This is a genomic window from Paenarthrobacter sp. NPDC090522, assembly GCF_044769225.1.
Taxonomy (GTDB): Bacteria; Actinomycetota; Actinomycetes; order Actinomycetales; family Micrococcaceae; genus Arthrobacter.
Map to the genome: position 1 here is coordinate 18,583 of NZ_JBIVXL010000026.1, position 15,938 is coordinate 34,520.

The 15,938-nt window shown below is 64.7% G+C and carries 24 protein-coding genes; 16 read left to right on the forward strand and 8 right to left on the reverse strand.

The window, feature by feature from the left end; all coding sequences use genetic code 11:
• Nucleotides 1-58: 58 nt before the first annotated feature.
• The 16 genes from ACIQT2_RS21895 to ACIQT2_RS21970 all read left to right on the forward strand — a co-directional run bounded on the left by ACIQT2_RS21895 (nucleotide 59) and on the right by ACIQT2_RS21970 (nucleotide 7,336).
• A complete protein-coding gene (locus tag ACIQT2_RS21895; protein ID WP_402950811.1) occupies nucleotides 59-316 on the forward strand; it encodes a hypothetical protein in 258 nt (85 codons plus the stop codon).
• On the forward strand, nucleotides 301-660 hold the full coding sequence (locus ACIQT2_RS21900; protein ID WP_402950814.1) for a hypothetical protein: 360 nt from the start codon (nucleotides 301-303) through the stop codon (nucleotides 658-660). Before ACIQT2_RS21895 ends, ACIQT2_RS21900 begins: the two co-directional genes overlap by 16 nt.
• 37 nt (nucleotides 661-697) lie before the next feature.
• On the forward strand, nucleotides 698-874 hold the full coding sequence (locus ACIQT2_RS21905; protein WP_402950817.1) for a hypothetical protein: 177 nt from the start codon (nucleotides 698-700) through the stop codon (nucleotides 872-874).
• A gap of 41 nt (nucleotides 875-915) precedes the next feature.
• Nucleotides 916-1,386: a hypothetical protein gene (locus ACIQT2_RS21910; RefSeq protein WP_402950820.1), complete on the forward strand. Its 471-nt coding sequence runs from the start codon at nucleotides 916-918 to the stop codon at nucleotides 1,384-1,386.
• Nucleotides 1,387-1,449: 63 nt separating this feature from the next.
• On the forward strand, nucleotides 1,450-1,761 hold the full coding sequence (locus tag ACIQT2_RS21915) for a hypothetical protein (RefSeq protein ID WP_402950822.1): 312 nt from the start codon (nucleotides 1,450-1,452) through the stop codon (nucleotides 1,759-1,761).
• A 16-nt stretch (nucleotides 1,762-1,777) separates the two neighbouring features.
• A complete protein-coding gene (locus tag ACIQT2_RS21920) occupies nucleotides 1,778-1,975 on the forward strand; it encodes a hypothetical protein (RefSeq protein WP_402950824.1) in 198 nt (65 codons plus the stop codon).
• A 105-nt stretch (nucleotides 1,976-2,080) separates the two neighbouring features.
• A complete protein-coding gene (locus tag ACIQT2_RS21925) occupies nucleotides 2,081-2,314 on the forward strand; it encodes a hypothetical protein (protein WP_402950827.1) in 234 nt (77 codons plus the stop codon).
• An 86-nt stretch (nucleotides 2,315-2,400) separates the two neighbouring features.
• On the forward strand, nucleotides 2,401-3,201 hold the full coding sequence (locus tag ACIQT2_RS21930; protein WP_402950829.1) for a hypothetical protein: 801 nt from the start codon (nucleotides 2,401-2,403) through the stop codon (nucleotides 3,199-3,201).
• Nucleotides 3,202-3,266: 65 nt separating this feature from the next.
• Nucleotides 3,267-3,707, forward strand: coding sequence for a hypothetical protein (locus ACIQT2_RS21935; RefSeq protein ID WP_402950832.1), 441 nt, complete (start codon nucleotides 3,267-3,269; stop codon nucleotides 3,705-3,707).
• Nucleotides 3,704-4,426 carry an HNH endonuclease family protein gene (locus ACIQT2_RS21940; RefSeq protein WP_402950834.1) on the forward strand — a complete coding sequence of 241 codons (723 nt, stop codon included), beginning with the start codon at nucleotides 3,704-3,706 and terminating at the stop codon, nucleotides 4,424-4,426. The genes ACIQT2_RS21935 and ACIQT2_RS21940 overlap by 4 nt, the downstream gene beginning before the upstream one ends.
• Nucleotides 4,427-4,781: 355 nt before the next feature.
• Nucleotides 4,782-5,036, forward strand: coding sequence for a hypothetical protein (locus tag ACIQT2_RS21945; protein WP_402950836.1), 255 nt, complete (start codon nucleotides 4,782-4,784; stop codon nucleotides 5,034-5,036).
• 78 nt (nucleotides 5,037-5,114) lie between these two features.
• On the forward strand, nucleotides 5,115-5,324 hold the full coding sequence (locus tag ACIQT2_RS21950; RefSeq protein WP_402950839.1) for a hypothetical protein: 210 nt from the start codon (nucleotides 5,115-5,117) through the stop codon (nucleotides 5,322-5,324).
• Nucleotides 5,325-5,347: 23 nt separating this feature from the next.
• Nucleotides 5,348-5,680 (forward strand): hypothetical protein, encoded by a 333-nt coding sequence (locus tag ACIQT2_RS21955; RefSeq protein ID WP_402950842.1) that lies wholly within the window; start codon nucleotides 5,348-5,350, stop codon nucleotides 5,678-5,680.
• Nucleotides 5,677-6,312 carry a helix-turn-helix domain-containing protein gene (locus ACIQT2_RS21960; protein WP_402950845.1) on the forward strand — a complete coding sequence of 212 codons (636 nt, stop codon included), beginning with the start codon at nucleotides 5,677-5,679 and terminating at the stop codon, nucleotides 6,310-6,312. The genes ACIQT2_RS21955 and ACIQT2_RS21960 overlap by 4 nt, the downstream gene beginning before the upstream one ends.
• Nucleotides 6,309-7,052 (forward strand): hypothetical protein, encoded by a 744-nt coding sequence (locus ACIQT2_RS21965; RefSeq protein ID WP_402950848.1) that lies wholly within the window; start codon nucleotides 6,309-6,311, stop codon nucleotides 7,050-7,052. The genes ACIQT2_RS21960 and ACIQT2_RS21965 overlap by 4 nt, the downstream gene beginning before the upstream one ends.
• The gene (locus tag ACIQT2_RS21970; RefSeq protein ID WP_402950850.1) at nucleotides 7,049-7,336 is read left to right on the forward strand and encodes a hypothetical protein; all 288 of its coding nucleotides are present in this window, start codon (nucleotides 7,049-7,051) and stop codon (nucleotides 7,334-7,336) included. The genes ACIQT2_RS21965 and ACIQT2_RS21970 overlap by 4 nt, the downstream gene beginning before the upstream one ends.
• Nucleotides 7,337-8,308: 972 nt before the next feature.
• Here the strand turns inward: ACIQT2_RS21970 and ACIQT2_RS21975 are convergent.
• From ACIQT2_RS21975 to ACIQT2_RS22010, 8 genes are all read right to left on the reverse strand, one after another.
• Nucleotides 8,309-8,638, reverse strand: a complete 330-nt coding sequence (locus ACIQT2_RS21975) for an Lsr2 family protein (RefSeq protein ID WP_402950853.1) — start codon at nucleotides 8,636-8,638, stop codon at nucleotides 8,309-8,311.
• Between the two features lie 22 nt (nucleotides 8,639-8,660).
• Complete coding sequence (locus ACIQT2_RS21980; RefSeq protein ID WP_402950856.1) at nucleotides 8,661-10,190, reverse strand: hypothetical protein; 1,530 nt, start codon at nucleotides 10,188-10,190, stop codon at nucleotides 8,661-8,663.
• Nucleotides 10,190-11,566: a M23 family metallopeptidase gene (locus tag ACIQT2_RS21985; RefSeq protein ID WP_402950859.1), complete on the reverse strand. Its 1,377-nt coding sequence runs from the start codon at nucleotides 11,564-11,566 to the stop codon at nucleotides 10,190-10,192. Before ACIQT2_RS21985 ends, ACIQT2_RS21980 begins: the two co-directional genes overlap by 1 nt.
• Nucleotides 11,567-11,606: 40 nt before the next feature.
• Nucleotides 11,607-12,239, reverse strand: coding sequence for a hypothetical protein (locus tag ACIQT2_RS21990; RefSeq protein WP_402950862.1), 633 nt, complete (start codon nucleotides 12,237-12,239; stop codon nucleotides 11,607-11,609).
• Nucleotides 12,240-12,241: 2 nt separating this feature from the next.
• On the reverse strand, nucleotides 12,242-12,634 hold the full coding sequence (locus ACIQT2_RS21995) for a hypothetical protein (protein ID WP_402950865.1): 393 nt from the start codon (nucleotides 12,632-12,634) through the stop codon (nucleotides 12,242-12,244).
• A 48-nt stretch (nucleotides 12,635-12,682) separates the two neighbouring features.
• Nucleotides 12,683-12,826 (reverse strand): hypothetical protein, encoded by a 144-nt coding sequence (locus tag ACIQT2_RS22000; protein ID WP_402950867.1) that lies wholly within the window; start codon nucleotides 12,824-12,826, stop codon nucleotides 12,683-12,685.
• Nucleotides 12,823-15,126, reverse strand: a complete 2,304-nt coding sequence (locus ACIQT2_RS22005; protein WP_402950869.1) for an FtsK/SpoIIIE domain-containing protein — start codon at nucleotides 15,124-15,126, stop codon at nucleotides 12,823-12,825. Before ACIQT2_RS22005 ends, ACIQT2_RS22000 begins: the two co-directional genes overlap by 4 nt.
• A gap of 141 nt (nucleotides 15,127-15,267) precedes the next feature.
• Entirely contained in the window at nucleotides 15,268-15,936 is a 669-nt protein-coding gene (locus ACIQT2_RS22010; protein WP_402950872.1) for a hypothetical protein, read from the reverse strand.
• Nucleotides 15,937-15,938: the final 2 nt, after the last annotated feature.

The following is a 15,938-nucleotide window of genomic DNA, read 5'->3' on the forward strand; positions in this document are numbered from 1 at the left end:
CGCGCCCACGGCGCGGCCCACCAGAACCGCCACCCATCCACACCCGCAGGAGGAACCCATGAGCGCCACCGTTGAAACCACCACCGCAGCCGCCGAACTCCCCCGCTACGAGCTGCGCCAGACCTTCACCCACACGGACGGTTACACCCGCAACGCCCGCACGACGTTCTACGGGGACGCCGCCAAGGCCCGGACGGAGCGGGTTGACCGGCTCCGGGCCGCAGGCCGGGCCTACCGGATCAACGGTGACACGGTGGCCTATGACACTCCGGGAGACCACGGCTACGAAACCCTGCTCGAATGGGTGCAGCTGTGAACGCCCGGTACGCCGAGCCCACCGGCAAGCAGGTCGAGGAAGCCGCCGCGCTGCTGTTCCTGGCCGAGACGCAGAAAGCCCTGACCGCCCGCGAACACATTTGGGGCCTGACGCTGGAGGTGGAAGTCTCCTACACCGTCCACAGCCAGCGCCTTTACCGCGTCCACGCCACCGCCGCCACGGGCGAAAACCTCACCGGCAAAGACGGCCACTACGTCCACCCCGCCAACGGCACCCCGGAAAACACCGCGTGGTACCTCGCGCTCGCCGCCCGCGCTGCCCGGACGCGCAGGGACACCGCAGCAGCACCGGCCCCGGCGGAACACCGCCAGGAATCGGCATAAAAGGGCCGACACCGACACTCACCCAAGGAGGACCACCATGGCCGATACCCGCACGATCAACCTGAACACCAACGTCGAAATCTCAGAGGCCGATTGGACCCTGAATTTCGGGATCGAGGGCAGGGATGAAATCGAGGCCGATGTACGCGAATGGGCACGGAACCTGCTGACGGAAGCGCTCGCAGCCAACGGTGTCAGAGGCATTGCCCGCTAAGCCCGGCCCCGCACACACCACCGAAGGAAGGAAGCCTCACCGTGACCACGAAGCCCGACGAAAGCACCCCCGAGCCCCTGCCGGGGCAGGTGGTGGCCTTGTTTGGCCGGAACCAGGACGGCAGGGCCTTTGACCTCCCGCCGTTCTGGGACGGCGTACCGATCACCTGGGGCCAGTGGAGCGAGCAGGAAACCACCCTTGCCCACCATGCGCCCGCCGAAGCGCTCGCGTGCCAGAAGTGCGGCACTGTGGCCGAACGCGCCGTGAACTGGGGCACCCGCCCACCGGCCACCGAAACTGTCTTGTCCCCCGCGTCGAAGCGGACCCGCAGCGGGCGGGAGTACATCAACTACGAACGTGTACCGGCCTACCCGGTGCGGGACTTGTGCGCCTTGCGCTGCCGTCATTGCGGTCATGACACCGTGACCGACCAACGCACGGGCGAGCTGTGGGACTTGGGGCCGGAGGACTACACCGCCGAGGGTTCCGGCCCCATCGACACCCTGTTTTGATCCGTGCCTAAACCGTCAGAGGGGCCAGCAATAATGGCACCTGCAACCAAGGGAGAAAATCGAATGCCTGAATCCTCAATGTCATTGCCTGACTACCCGACACCCAGCCGCGCCGAGAAGTTCGCCGAGAGGGCCTATCCGGCACTCAGCATCGTCGGCCCGATCCTTGCCGCGACGGGCCTCCTTGGGGGCTGGGCGGGCATCACCTTTGGGTGGGACATACAGGCACACACCCTGTTCCTGATGGTGATCGGCCTTGGGTTCGCGGCCATGGGCGCTGCCCGGCTCCTGAGCTTCCGCCCTCTCGCCGGAACGGCCATGGCCCTTTTCGGGGCGGCAGTGATGGCCGTGGGGCTGTTCCTCCTGATGCGCTGAACCGAGAGGAAAACCCATGCTCACCCCCGACCATCTCACCAACACGTTGAGGGACGCCGCGCACTGGCTGGAATCCCTGGGCCAAATTGACCTGCTTGCCGTGCTGCCGTGGGCGCTGGGATATGCGGCCCTTGCCGCGCTCGCGGGCTGGCACGCCTTGAGTTTTGGTGCAGCCAAGCCGCAGCGGGCCGACCAGGAAAACGGCGACGACTAAGGCAGAGCCACCCCTCCAAAATAATTTACTAGCCCTACTTGTGTTATTTACACAAATAGGGCTAGTATTATTTTCAAGAGATCGGGACCACCGCAGGAGGAAGTCATGGAAACCATCACCGGCAAGACCACCGCCCACACGATCATGCAGAACATCGAAGTTGCCTGGGCAATGGACTCCGAGGGCACCGTTACCGCCAACGGCGAAACCGCCGGGCGCGTGGTGGAATCCCTGCCCGGCGTGGTCTACGCCTTCCCCGCCGATGGCCGGAACTGGGAGGCCACGTTCTGCTCCGTAGCCAACGCGGCCGCCTCGCTCGCCGCGCTGCACGTGAGCTGAAACCCGGCGCCGGGCGGCGGTGACCGAATCCCCGCCGCCCGGCAGCTCCAAGCCCTTCCCCCGCTCGACCAGGAAAGAGACACATCGTGAACAGCCCCCGCGAAATCGACACCGCCCTTGCCGCCATCTACGAGCCGTACACGGGCCACGTCGCCACCATCGAGGCCGCGCAGCAGAAAGCCAAGCTCTCCCACGTCACCAAGAGCCCCAAGCGTCAGGCCGAACTTGCCCGGATCATCGAGGAAGCACGGGCCGCGCTCGCCGCCCTGGAGGCCGAGGCCGAGCCGCTGGAGGCGATCTACCGGGCCAACCCGTGGACGCGGTTCTTCCTGGTTCCCGGCGGCCACCTTCACCGCTCGCGCTCCTGCAGTTCGTTCCGCTGGACCACCCCCGTTTACTGGCTCCCGGAATACTCAGGCAAGACAGAGGCCGAAATCGTGGCGCTCGCAGGGGAGAAGGCTTGCACGATCTGCTACCCGTCCGCCCCGGTCAACCGCCCCTCACAGTTGCCGGTGCACGTGGCCGAACGCGCAGCAGCAGCCGCCGAAGCCAAGGACAAGGCCGCCAAGCGGCAGGCAGCCGCAGCGGCCACGATCACCGTAGGCAAGAGGATCTACAAAACCGCCCGGGCCGCCGAGAACGACATAAGCCGCTGCATCGACACCATGGTCAGCCGCCGCTACTCCGAAGCCGCCGACGCCGCCCACCGCACGCACCTGGACAACCTGGCCGCCGAGGACAAAGGCGAAGCCCTCGCCATCGCTGACGCCCTGGCCGAACAGATCGAGGGCTACGACGCCCCCGCCGTCCTGGCCAAGAAGTTCGCCACCAAAGCCAAGGAATACCGCAAGTACGGCTGGGCAATCCCCGCCGACGCCACGTTCTAACCCCGCCCCGGCGGCGCTCGCATCCAGTGAGCGCCGCCCCCGCACTCACCGAAAGGCACCCGGCCATGACCAGTGAAACCACCACCAACCACCCCACCCGCGCCGGTGAAGTCGTCCAGGACAGCAGGGGCCGGCTGGGCATCGTGACCGACCCGGCCCGCAAGGCGGGCGTCTACAAAGGCAAGATCGGCGTCATGTGGGCATTCGGCCCCTACGAAGTGGCCGAGTGGCCCGAAGAACTTTCTGTCGTTGATCCCGCCGCCGTCCGCAGCTTCGCCGCCAACCCCGCAGGCCGCGACCAGGGCACCACACCCGCGGCCCCCTACACGCCCGCGACAGGGGACCGTGTGAGGGTCGGCAAGGGCAAAGCGGTCTGGACCTTCGAAAGGTTCACCACCTTGCCCAGCGGCGCGAAAGTCGCCGCCCTCAGCCGCACCAACGGATACACCAATACGACCGTCGAGCCCGAACGGCTCACCCCCGCCCCGCAGGAGGAAACGAAGTGAACACCCGGATGCCCGCCCAGCTCGCAGCGCTCGCCACGGCGGCAGCGCTCACCCTGAGCGCCTGCACCCTGGCCCCAGGGGCCGCAAACGCCCCCGCAGCACCCACAGGCACCAACGCCCCGGCACAGCCCGGCGCAGCGGGCACAGCAGGCCCTACAGCGTCCGCCGCAGCACTCGCGGCCCTGCCGTCCATCCCGGCCAAGGGCAGGGCACCGAAAACAGGCTATGAGCGCGAGCTGTTCGGCCCGGCCTGGAAAGACGTTGACCGCAACGGCTGCGACACCCGAAACGACACCTTGCGCCGCGACCTGTCCGGAATCGAGGTCAAGCCCGGCACCCGTGACTGTGTGGTTCTCTCCGGGCAACTCGCGGACCCCTACACCGGGGAAACCGTGCATTTCGTGCGCGGCGGCAACGGCCCCGGCGTGGACATAGATCATCTTGTCCCCCTGGCCGATGCCTGGCAGAAAGGCGCACAGAGCTGGGACAAGGACAAGCGCGAACGGTTCGCCAACGACCCGGCCAACCTCGCCGCATCATCGGCCTCCGCGAACCGCTCCAAAGGTGACAGCGACCTGGCAACCTGGCTGCCGCCCAACCGCGCCCACTGGTGCGACTACACCGCCGGAATCGTCCAGGTGAAAGCCACCTACGGGCTGTGGATGACACCGGCAGAACACGACCGCGCCGCCCAGATACTCACCGAATGCACCAGGTAACCCGCCATGAAAAACACCGCGCTCAAAGCCACCCCCCGCGAGGGCCGACCCGCCCCGCCCACGAGGCCCTACACCTACCGGGGAGCCAAAACCGAAGCCCGCGCCCGCCACTTCGCCGCCCTCGAACGCCACAGCGCCCAATGCCTCCAGCGCTCGCGGGAACAGCCCACCACCCCGCGACCGGCACCCGCGCCCGCCCCGAAGCGGCCACCGGCACCGCTGCCCCCGCCTCGCTACGGCGGCCCCGAAGGACTGGAAGCAGCCGCCGAAGAAATCGCCGCCCACAACCGCAACGCACCAAAAGCCCAATGGCCCGAACTGCCCGCACCAACCGCCCCGGAAGGAGAAACACCCCATGAAATCCCGCACCCTGATCCGCTCCCGCTGCCACACCCAAGCACCAACCACACCCACCCGCGAGAGCATCACAACACCCCGCTACGAAGCAGCGAAAACCGCGCTCGCCGCCTGCTGGGGTGGGCGTCCGAAAGCCTTCACGCCGGAGCGCGAGCATTTCGAGCTGCACGAGCTGAAAGACGCCAGGGCCGAAGTCCGGGCCGCTTGGATCGAGGCCGCGAACCTGCACGGCATTAACCCCGACCTGACATAAACACAATCCGCCCTTGTGATTTTCACACAAGACCTACTAGTGTTTGAGTAATTCCGCGACAGAAAGAAGGAAAGCGCCATGATGGCCGTACTCGCCGCCAACCCAAAGGCCGGCACTTTCCACGTCGTCTGCAAAGAGTGCCTCTGGGCCGCCCCGCGCCCGCTGCACGAAGACGCAGCGTTTACCGCAGCCGACGCCCACAAGCCCGATTGCCCCGGCGAAATCCCTGCCGCCCGCACCGCCGCGCAGACCCGCCACGCCCGCAAACTTCTTACCGGCAGCTACTAGGCCACGACCCCGGAAGGAACGCCATGAGCCCCGACCTCGCCACCCCCACGGCCAACACCCACGCCGAGAAGGCCACCGCACTCCTGGACGAAGCCCAGGAAGCCCTGGCAAAGCACGGGGCAGCCGTGGCCCCACTCGCCGCCGCCAAAGCAGCCATGGCCCAGGCACACGCCACCCTGGCAGCAGCCCAGGAAACCCGCGCCGCCGCCTACGACACCCGCACAGCGGCCTACGTCACCTACCTGGCAACCCTCACAGCAGGCAGCCACGCAGACGCCCAGCACGCCGCGGTTGTCGACAAACTGATCCGCGACCGCCTCAACTTCACCCCCGACGAAGGAGAAACCACCCCGTGACGTACGAAAACACCCCGCACCCGGACATTGATGCCGCCCTCACCGCAGAGGACGGCGCGAAACTCGCCGGGCTCTCCGTGGGCGGCTTCAAAAACGCCATGAGCAAACTCAACAAAGCAGGCCACGACCTCCGCGCCCCCGCCCAGCCGGGCATCCGCGCCCGCCGCTACGACGTGGACAAACTCACCGCCTGGATCGAGGCCGGCAAAACCATCCCCGGCGCAGCCGACCCCACCGACGAAAACACCCAAGCCGTCCAGGCCACCGCCCAGCACGTCAACGGCATTTGGTCCGCCACTCTCGAAACCGGCGAAACCGTCACCGGCAAGACCATCCGCGCCCTCCAGTCCAACGCTGACGCGCTCGCGTCCCAGGTCTTGGGCCTGCCTGCCAACCAGGTGCGCGTGCAGTTCGACATTCAAGCGCCAGGGACCGCCGGGGACCGCTGGGCCGAGGCCGCCAGGAAGAACGACGAGGGCCAAAAGCTGCTGTCCCAGGCAACCGAAGAACGGCATGCGGTCATTGCCGAACTGCGGACCTCGGGCGGATTCACCCAGGACGACATTGCGGCCATCCTGGGAATCAGCCAGCAGCGCGTCACGCAATACCTCCAAGGCACCACTAAGTCATGACAGACATTCGTGGACTACTGACCAAGGCGAAGAGTTACCACCAGGTGCGGAGGGAAACCTACCGCCCCGCCTTTCAGCTCGGTCCCAGTAGCCTGCACGCCACAGTGGGGCAGATAGGCGGGTTCATGGCCGGAGTGGGTACGTCTTTCGTGGTGTCCGCGCCCGTGCCGTGGGGTCTTGCTTTGATCACAGCCGGGGGTTTGGCCGTGGGCACGTATTTCTTTCCCAAACCGGAGGGCTACGACAAATTCAAAGAGCACTCCCGGGACGAGCTGGAGGCCATGCCACGGGATCAAGTGCGCGGGCACATGCAACAACTGGAGGAACAAGGACTGTCCCCCTCAGTCTCTAGGGACGTACTGAGTGAACAGGCCAGCACCGCGAAGCTTGTTGCCGAAGGCCCCGCACCCTCGAATGCGGCTCAAATGCCCCTGGTGGACTTGCGGGCATGGCTCCACGCCAGGGACAGCCACCAGGAGACGGTGAAGCGCTGGAGCCGCTACGAGCTGGACCCGGAAAAACAGATCCGTTATCCGACCATGACGGACACCCGAGAGGCCCCTACAGCGGCCATGATCCGGGCCATGCGGGCAGCAACCGACGCCAGCGAGGGAAACGACGCCCGGCGTTACACCGAAGCCGCTGACCAGCTCGCCCAGGCACTCAACGACGCCGAAGCACACGCCCGGAAGCACCAAGTGGAAACCGGCGAACAAAAGCCATCAGGAGAAGACCAATGACAACCAGGGAACGCATCAGTGACATTGCCCTTGCCGCCCTGGTGGTGTTCAGCATCGGCGCAGCATTCCTGGCAGCGGCCAACGCCTTCCAGGTGGCCGCCCACATCGGAACGGCCACGATCTGCCTGGCCATCCTGGTCGCCATGGCGCTTGTCAGGAAGAACCCGCGAGTCTGGGCACCTCGCGTAGCTACCAATTCCGCCCAATACGTCGTTTACGCGCTCGCCGCCGTCGTGGTGGTGCTCTACTTCATCGGGATAGTGGCCACTCCGATCCCTGGTTAACCTCAGAGGTAAAGACGACGAAGCGCCCGCACTCTGCCAAGGCAGGTTATGCGGGCGCTTTTTGGTGGCGTGAAACTGTCTTGTCCCCGCTGCCCGGCCCTGCCGTGGCGGTATTTGAACGGCAGGGCGCGGGGAGTTAGTGCCAGGGCCAGAACAGCGTGTAGATCAGGCGCACGGCGTTGACGATGAAGCTGAGCATTGCCCATGGGGGCTGACGCTTGCGGCGGGTCATTGGTGGCCATCCTTTCGTTGCTGAAAGGAGCCGTTCCCAAGCCTTGGGCTGGCTGCGCTGGGCAGCAGGACATAACCTAGATGTGTATTCCCTAATACGCGGTCTAGTGTCAACGGCTCAATCCGACTGACCCAGACCTTGCTGAAGCCCGTTGGCGCGGGCTTCACGCATTTAAGTCAGCTGCCGTTGGGAGCGACGTTCGGCATGAATATCGCGGTTGCCCCGCTGGCTACCTCTTAAGCTTACTGATCCGACGTGACACATTCCCGTGGTATAGGGCCGGAAGATAGCAATCACACGCCCTACTGATGCTTTCTATCACGGGGGCAATGGTCCACAGGCCACAACCCCTTGATTCCCGCTAACTTCCGGGGTCTGCGAACGGTTGACAGGGCGTACCCCAGGCACCAATTCACAGGCCAGCACACAGCACTATCCCCGTATTTGCTTGGAAATCTGTGGATAAGCGGTTCCGGACGCCCTTGTCTCCCGTTGGTCGTAGCGTTGGAAGTTCGCGCGGAAGTCGTAAGTCCCAGTCCAGAAAAAATGCACGCGGAACTGGTGGGTGCGGTGGAACAGTGCAGATATCGCCACTCGTGACCAGGGTTGTCGCTGGCGACCTCCGCCCATGGCGGGATTGTCGTACGTGTGAACGGCGCGGCTGCGAAAGTTGTCTTGTCCCCCATATGGGGGGTCGGGTGTCCGACCCCCCTGTAGTCCGTCGACCGGTCTGTGATCTTTTAGTTGCTGGTGTGGGCTTTTTCGTAGGCTTCCAGGACGTCGGAGTTCAGCCGGCCTCGCGAGTTGACTTTGATGCCCTGTTCTTCGGCCCATGCCCTGATTTGTTTGGTGTTGGAAATGCTGCGCAGTGCACTGGTTCCTGTTTGGCGGCGGCCACCGGCACGGCGGGCTTTGCTGACGAAGGGGGCCAGGCTGCTGCGCAGGGCGTCGGCGTTGGGCTGGGAGAGGTCGATTTCGTAGCTTTTGCCGTCCAGGTCGAACGTGATGGTTTCGGCGGCCTCGGTGCCGTCCAGGTCGTCAATGAGGGTGGTTTCGATGCGCGTTGCCATGGGGGCCTTTCGTTGGGGTTGGTTATTGCTGGGTCTGTTGGATTGCTTGCAGGAGTGTTGCCGGGGCGGCGGGTACGTCGGCGCTGGCTTTGATGCTCCAGCGCCCGGCGCGGTGTTCGTCTCCGATCCAGGCGGGAAGTTTGTCGGTCACGATGATGCTGCCACGAGCTCCCCAGTAGCGCCCTGGTAGGTGGAGTGCGCCGATGCGTTCCCCTCCCCCGCTGGGGCCGTCCAGGACGCGGGCGGCGGCGCCTGCGCGTATCTGCGCGGTGAATTCTGGGTGCCGCATGGAGGTTGGGCGTTCCGCTGCGGTTTCCTGCACGGCGTAGAGGCCGTTGCCCACGGCGCGGGCTATGCCGGTGGCCGGTTTGGTGGTGGAGATGGCGGACCGTTCGACGGTGTTGGAGAACGCGTCAATGGTGCCGGTGATGATGCGGGCCAGGGCTGCTTGCAGGGCTTCGGGGGCGGGGTCTGTGGCTGCTGCGTCCCAGAGGGTGCGCAGTGCCCTTGCCCAGCCGTCCAGGGGCCGGGGCCTGGTCATTTTGCCTTTGCTCCTGGTGGAGGGGATGGAGTGCGTGAAGCTGATGGCCTCGGTGATGGATTCCGCGGTTATCCAGCCGCCCGCTGCTGCCAGGCGTAGTTCGGCTTGGCCTGCCCAGGTGGTGCCCTCGGTGCCGGGGCGGTTGGGCCAGCGCCATCCGCTTTCGTCGTGGAAGGCCAGCAGGCCGGGGCCGGTCCAGTGTTCCGGGACGTGGAAGGCCACCTTGTACCGGGCGGGGTGGTACGCGGATTCGGTGAACAGTTTGGCGGCCTCGGCCCCGGTGAGGCGGGCCGCCGGGCCTATGCCTAGTTCGTTGCATTCGAGGACTTCGGGAAGCACGAGCTGGAGGGTGTGGAGCTGGCCGTTGGGTTCGCCTGCAGTTATGTCGGAGGCGTACCCGGTGTAGGTTTTCGGCCCTTGCACAACGTAGTCATTGCGGGCCGGTGCCATGGAGGCGCGGAGTTCTTCGGCTATGTCTGCGGGCAGCGGGTCATGCGGTACCTGGTCCGGGACGGTCAGCGCCCACAGGTTCAGGCCGGTAGCTTCCGGGGACAGCATCACCGGGGCGCGGTTCTTGCCTACCTGCGGGCCTCCCACGGGGTGATCGCGGTCAAGGGTGGACACGAGGGCCGCCAGGCGCTCAAAAGCCGCTCTGGCGGCTTCCAGGGGCATTTGCGCCCATTCGGTGCCCCACTCGTGGATGCAGCGCACCCAAATGTCTTCCTGCGTGGCCCGGTGCCGGTATCTGGCCCACCAAATACCGGCGACGTTGCACGAGTGCAGTTCCCAGCTCGCAGGGTTCTCGAGTACCCACGCGGCGCGTGGCATGGCCGCTGCGGCAATCATGATCCGGTGCGCGTTGTGGCGGCTGGCCGCGTCCAGGGCGTCCACGAGGGACGCCGGGCCGGTCAGTGCCGGCCCTTGGCGGCCGTCCGGGGTCAGCAGCTCGCCCGTGTCCGGGTTCAGCCACAGGGTAGGCACTTCACGGGCCGGGCGTGCTGTCAGGGACATTAGGCCGCCATCCTTGAATAGCGCGGGCCGCGCCCGCATCCACAGCCACAGCCCGAAAGGGCCGTGGCGCTTTGTCCGTTGCCCGGGCCACTCCAGGCCGCCAGGGCAAACACGTTCCCGGTTCCATTCATCGGCCCGGCTGCGGTAGCCCGGCCCGATGTGGATCCTATTTCGCAGGAGAATCCGGAGACTTTCGTGGTCATGATCGGGCATGGATCGGTCACGGGCGCTGTCTGCGCCCAGGGGTCAGGAATCGCGCCTTTGTAGATTTCAAAGTGAAGATGCTTGCCGGTGACATTGCCCGTGGCTCCCTCGGTCCCCAGGACGGTCCCGGCGGCCACGGTATCCCCGACTTTGACCTTCAACGATCCCGTTAGCATGTGCGCGTAGGTCAGCGTCACGGCCCCGTCCGTGGACTGGCCTTTGACGTGCGTTCCGGCCCCGGTCCCGCCATCCACGTCGGAGGCAATGGTGATCTTCAAGTCCGTTGCGGCCAGCACAGTCCCGCCCGCCTGTCCGGGGGTGGAGAAGTCCAGGCCGTAGTGAAACGCCCCAAAGTCCCGCGTGCCTGCCGGGGTAGGACGCGGACCATAACCGGACGTGAGGATCGCGCCCGGCAACGGCGCAACCCATTTGCCCTTCAAGTCGCCCACGGTCACGCCGCCCTCAGCTCCAGCACAACCAGCCTTGCCAGGATCGCTAACCGTGGACGCCCCACCCGGTGCCGTCGCGCTCGCGGGCCGGTGAATATCAATGCCAGCCTGGGAAATGATCCTGTCCGCGAACGGAATCCACTTGGTGTAGTGGTCCGGGTCGCTGTTGCGCTGTACCTGGTGGATCACGTTGGAAATCCAGGTCTCTTTTTCCCAGTTCGGCACGGCAACGAGGCCGGATTTGCCGTCATGCTTCGGTCCCAGGAAAAACGAGGTGGCCGCATATTCGGGGTCCATGACCTGTTCCTTGGAGCCCCAGCCCTGGGAGGTCTGCTGCTGGAACAGGCCGAACGAGGTAGCCAGGCTGCCGTCCGGGTTGCGGACCCCGTTCACCTGGTCGCCGTAGTCCAAATTGACCAGGTTGGATTCGCCAACGGCAGTAATGATGGCGATACGGGAGGCATAGCCAGAAAGGCCGGCCTTCTGCGCCGCCTGGTCGATGGCTTTTGCGTTGGCTACTTTGTCCGCACCGGCCTTGGTTCCGTCAATGACGCCAACGGGCTTTTGGGTTCCGGGCTGGACACAGCCGCCGATGGTTTCGGAACGGACCTGCGTTGCGTATCCGGTCAGGACGATGGTTGCCAGGAATTGCCCGGCGAACAGCGCCACGCCTCCCAGCAATATGACCAGCGCCCAAATCAGCCGCCACTTCCACAAGACCATCCCCAATTACCCTTCTGTGTTTCTGTGTTTCCGTGCTGGCTCAGTGGCCGACAATGACCGTCTTCGGAGCGCTCACGATGAACCACGGCGCATCTGCCTTGAACAGCGTGAGCGTGTAGGGCACGTCAACCTTCTTGCCGGTCTTCACGCCCTCGACAGTGACCGTGACCGTCCGCGTCCACCTGTCCGGGGTGTCGATGCCCACGGAGCCGTCCTGCGGGGTGATCTTCACGTCCAGCACGCGGGTTCCCTCGGACTGATCCAGATAGCCCTTGCCGTCGATGTTGTATTCATCGGTGCGCATGAACTCCCGCAACGACGGGTCAATGTAGGGCTCAATCGCGGCCTGGTACGCCGTATCCGTCCCCGTGGCCCTGGTGAAGTACGCCCTGGCCCACGCCTCGGCCACCTTCTCCGGCTTCGACGTATCCACGTCCGTTGCCGGGGCCGCAGCGGTCGCCGTGGGCGTAGGGGTAGGCGTGGCCGTCTGAGCCGGGGCCGGGGCCTCGCTGCTCTCCACCACGCTCGGCGTGGCCGTTGGTTCAGCAACCGGGGCGGGCGGCTGATTGGCCGCCCACACCACACCGGCACTCACCAGCAACGCACCCACCACACCGGCCCCCACCAACGCCTGCTTCTGCCGACGCGGCATGTAGTTGCGGTTCCGTACCATGGTTAGCCCCCGTACTGTCCGTTGTCCCCTGCGCCGTACTGCTCGTGCTGCTGCTCAACGGCAGGGCTCGTGGCCGCGCTCGCGGCCTTCCTGGTGGTGGTCTTCTTCTTGCCACGGTCCCGGCGCGGGACGGGGGCCGGCGCAATGATGGATTGGCGCTTAAGCTGCGCCTCGCTGAATCCGCCGTTGCGTGAGCTGGTGAGCGCCCGCCACGCTACCCACTGTTCTTTCGCCAGTTCCTCCAGCTCCCTTTCTGCGGTGATGCGCTGTGCCTGGAGGCTTAGGTAATTGGTCAGCAGTGTTGTCTTGTCTGCCACCATTTCGCGTACGGCTGCGGCGGCTTCCTCGGCTGCGCGGGCTTCAAAGTCTTCGGTGGTGTTCGGCTGTTCGGTCATGTTCTCTCCTTGGTCTTTGGTGGTTTCGTTGCGCTCGCGTAAGGGAAGTCAGTTAGTCAGCTTGGCTTTCCCGGTTCGGGCTGACGGGGCAAAGATTGGGGCGTGGGCTGACTCCCACACGACGGCTTTAGCCGTGGCGTCCTGCCCCAGCACCACGGCGGCGCTCGCGGTGGTGTGTTGTTGCTGGCTCATGCTGTCTCCTTGATCTTGGTGAGTTCATCGGGCACCACGTCAACGCGGTCGATTACGGAGTCCTCGGTGTAGGTTTCGGTTTCGGTCTGGGATCCAAACAGGGCCGTGATTTCCACGCCGCTTTCGTCGCCAATGGTCACTTCGTCTACCTCGGTCACGATGCCGATCATTCCTTCGGGTGTGCGGATGGTGTCACCGCGAACGATGGCACCGACGGCAACGGAGACGGTGGGGATTTCCAGCTCTCCCACCAGTGCCGGGGCGGCGGGTGCGTCCGGTGGTGGCGGCGGCGTCTTGGCCTCGGCCACGGCACGCAGCAGGGACGAGTTCACTTCCGCTGCAAGGTCAGTATCGAACTTGCCCTTCGGGGTGATCCATTCCGCTGTCTTGTCCAGCTCGCGGGCCTTCTCCAGGAAAGCTTTGTTGATTGTCTGGTCCGGGGTGTCGGTGTTCGATGGTTCGTCAATCTTGAACACCTGGATTTCGCGCACGATGCCGTCAGGGTTGGCCAAGCCGCGCCCTTGCAGCAGCGGCATATCCGCTCCCGCGTAGTAGTTGTCAAAGGCCATCTGTGCCAGGGCCGGGCTGATCTTGCCCAGGGCCAGCCGGAACGATACCTGGTCACGAGCTGCGCCGGGGATGAACTCAACGTCCATGCGCTGCATGCCCATGAGAATGTGCACGTTTGCACCGGCTGCTTTGACGAGCATCTTTGTCATGATTTCCAACGCGGGAGGTTCGGCGGGGTCGCCCTTTTCCTTGTTGACCTTCCACCACGCTTTGATCTCGCGTACCAGCACGATGTATTCGTCGATGGCCAGCAGGAATGGCGGGAAGTCCGGTTCCGGTTTGCCCTGTTGTTTGGCCAAGGCGGCTTCCTTGTAGCGGGGCTCCATGATGCGGTCATGGACGAACTCAATGGCTTGGATGATCTTCTCGGTACTGGTGGCGATACTGCGCACGTTGGGGAATCCCTGGTACGCCACGAACTCTTTGTATTTGGGGTCAAGCAGAATCATTTCGATGCCGTGCCAGGCGCACCCTAGAACGATGTTCCGCATGGATGCGGACTTACCGGAACGGGTGGCACCGGCAAAGATTGCGTGTGGTTGCACGGCGCTGGCTGAGAGTTCCCAGGATGCGATTTCACCCATGATGTCTTCGCCCAGATGCAGCAGGGTTTTGGTGCCCTTGTCCTGCTCGTACAGCGAGACGCCGGGGTGCACAACGAGGCTGGCAAGTTCGGCGCGGGGTTCGAAGTCCACTTCGCGGGATTTGGGTCGCAGGGTTGCCACCATGCGGCGGCCCATTTTGACGGTTGCGCCCTGTTCCAGTTTGCGGGCGAAAGACTCCAGGTAGTCCCCGCGCTGGGATTCGTATTGCAGGGTGAAGTTCAGCGGTTCGCCCGTTGCCGTGTCCCACTTGGTGACGGTCGCCTTGACAGGCTTGGCGAAGAACGCCCGGAACTTGTCTTCGAGGTCGGCCACGCGTTCCTCCACGCGGCGCTCTGCGGCCATATCTGCGGTGACTTCGTACACTGCAAACTCTGCGACGTTGCCCACCGCGTCATAGGTTCCGGCAATGTCCGTTGTGCCGAGCTTGGTGGCGGCGATCCGGTGGAGCTTGTCCCGGATTTCATCCTCCGCCAGGGACCACTTGCCGGGGACGGCGATCTTGACTTTGGTGAAGCCGTGGACGGCCTTGGGGGTCACTCGCGGATCGGTTCCCCAGGTGATGCCGCTGCGGCGGTCCCAGTCGTTTCCCATGACCGGCAGGAAGGCCGCCGAAAGTTCTTGGGTTTCGTTGAGCTTTGCCAGCTCGGTCTTCTGGTTCTCGGTCAGGGGCCGGAACGTCATGGTGTGCCGTGACAGATCAGGTTCGGCGGTGACGAGGTCGGTTCCCATGCGGGCTTTACCGGCCTGCGTGAGGCGTTCTTGGAACTTGGGGTCAAAGAGCGGCTGGGAGGCGGGAAGCTTGACGACGATCCTGCGGGGTGTGCCGCCGCGCCCGCTGGAGACAGAGACGCCGGTCTTGCCATCCCAGTTCGATCCCATGAACGAGGCAAAGACGCTGTTGCGCTGCTGCGTCCTGGTCCGCGCCCGGTTGATGCCAAAACGCCCGACGAGGAAAACCACGAACAACGCCCCCAGCGCCGCCCCAACGACGGGCACAGCAGCCCGGACGGGTGCGGCTAGCTTCTCGGGGAACCACCCCGCATAGACGCCCCAGAATGCGGCTGCAATCGCGACGATAATCACGACGGCAACCGTCCTGAGAGCTTCTTTGTCTTTCTGATCCACCAGTCCCCCTCCTGGGTTCCGACACGGCCTAAAACTTGCCCCGAACGCTTGTCGCTCTATGCTAGGCTGACGGCAAATGCCCTCCGGCATTTGCCGATCAGCCTAGCTTTCGCTCCAGCTTGATACCATTTGCCACGCCGATCACGGCTTTTTTCCTGTCGCTGTTGGTGTCGCTGTGGGCGTGGAAGTGGTGGCGCTCTGTGCGCCGTTTGTTGCCCCGGAAGTGGGTTCAACTGTTGGCGTTACATCGGGCGTTTCGGTGATATCGCGCACCGATGCAAGGGTTCCGTTATCGGCAAATCCCAGCAGGAATTTCGACTTGGACGAGGTTGCCAGAACGGTCACAACGCCTTGCTGGTCCGCCCCGCCAATCTGCTCCACCCTGTTCGGAACGTTGAATCCGAAACGCTCCACAACTGACGGTTCCGGTGCCGTGCCCGTGGCGCTTCCGGTGGTGATGGTCAGCACCCGCGCAGTGGCATTGCGGCGCGGGTCGTTGTAGACCGGAGACTGGCAAACCCGGACGGTAATGTTGGCCGCTGCCTGTTCGGCGGGCGTGGCCGCATTGGGCTTCACGCATGCCTTCGCCGATGCCGTCGGGGTGGGTGTCGCCACGGGCGCGGCGAGGGCTTCCTGACGCTGGCTTTCGAGCTTGCCGAAGCTCCACACGATGAACAGGGCGACGATGCAAACAAGGACGGTCAACAGCCGCCGTTTGGTTCCAAAAACCCAGCGGAACATGTTGCCGAAAAGTCCGCCGATCCGGTGCCACAGGTCGAGCCAAAGCCCGGCTTCAAAGATGCGGTTCATGG

Coding starts and splice junctions, on each gene's coding strand:
- ACIQT2_RS21895 (WP_402950811.1), top strand. CDS start 59: ATGAGCGCCACCGTTGAAACCACCACCGCAGCCGCCGAACTCCCCCGC.
- ACIQT2_RS21900 (WP_402950814.1), top strand. CDS start 301: ATGGGTGCAGCTGTGAACGCCCGGTACGCCGAGCCCACCGGCAAGCAG.
- ACIQT2_RS21905 (WP_402950817.1), top strand. CDS start 698: ATGGCCGATACCCGCACGATCAACCTGAACACCAACGTCGAAATCTCA.
- ACIQT2_RS21915 (WP_402950822.1), top strand. CDS start 1,450: ATGCCTGAATCCTCAATGTCATTGCCTGACTACCCGACACCCAGCCGC.
- ACIQT2_RS21920 (WP_402950824.1), top strand. CDS start 1,778: ATGCTCACCCCCGACCATCTCACCAACACGTTGAGGGACGCCGCGCAC.
- ACIQT2_RS21925 (WP_402950827.1), top strand. CDS start 2,081: ATGGAAACCATCACCGGCAAGACCACCGCCCACACGATCATGCAGAAC.
- ACIQT2_RS21935 (WP_402950832.1), top strand. CDS start 3,267: ATGACCAGTGAAACCACCACCAACCACCCCACCCGCGCCGGTGAAGTC.
- ACIQT2_RS21945 (WP_402950836.1), top strand. CDS start 4,782: ATGAAATCCCGCACCCTGATCCGCTCCCGCTGCCACACCCAAGCACCA.
- ACIQT2_RS21950 (WP_402950839.1), top strand. CDS start 5,115: ATGATGGCCGTACTCGCCGCCAACCCAAAGGCCGGCACTTTCCACGTC.
- ACIQT2_RS21955 (WP_402950842.1), top strand. CDS start 5,348: ATGAGCCCCGACCTCGCCACCCCCACGGCCAACACCCACGCCGAGAAG.
- ACIQT2_RS21965 (WP_402950848.1), top strand. CDS start 6,309: ATGACAGACATTCGTGGACTACTGACCAAGGCGAAGAGTTACCACCAG.
- ACIQT2_RS21970 (WP_402950850.1), top strand. CDS start 7,049: ATGACAACCAGGGAACGCATCAGTGACATTGCCCTTGCCGCCCTGGTG.
- ACIQT2_RS21975 (WP_402950853.1), bottom strand. CDS start 8,638: ATGGCAACGCGCATCGAAACCACCCTCATTGACGACCTGGACGGCACC.
- ACIQT2_RS21980 (WP_402950856.1), bottom strand. CDS start 10,190: ATGTCCCTGACAGCACGCCCGGCCCGTGAAGTGCCTACCCTGTGGCTG.
- ACIQT2_RS21985 (WP_402950859.1), bottom strand. CDS start 11,566: ATGGTCTTGTGGAAGTGGCGGCTGATTTGGGCGCTGGTCATATTGCTG.
- ACIQT2_RS21990 (WP_402950862.1), bottom strand. CDS start 12,239: ATGGTACGGAACCGCAACTACATGCCGCGTCGGCAGAAGCAGGCGTTG.
- ACIQT2_RS21995 (WP_402950865.1), bottom strand. CDS start 12,634: ATGACCGAACAGCCGAACACCACCGAAGACTTTGAAGCCCGCGCAGCC.
- ACIQT2_RS22000 (WP_402950867.1), bottom strand. CDS start 12,826: ATGAGCCAGCAACAACACACCACCGCGAGCGCCGCCGTGGTGCTGGGG.
- ACIQT2_RS22010 (WP_402950872.1), bottom strand. CDS start 15,936: ATGAACCGCATCTTTGAAGCCGGGCTTTGGCTCGACCTGTGGCACCGG.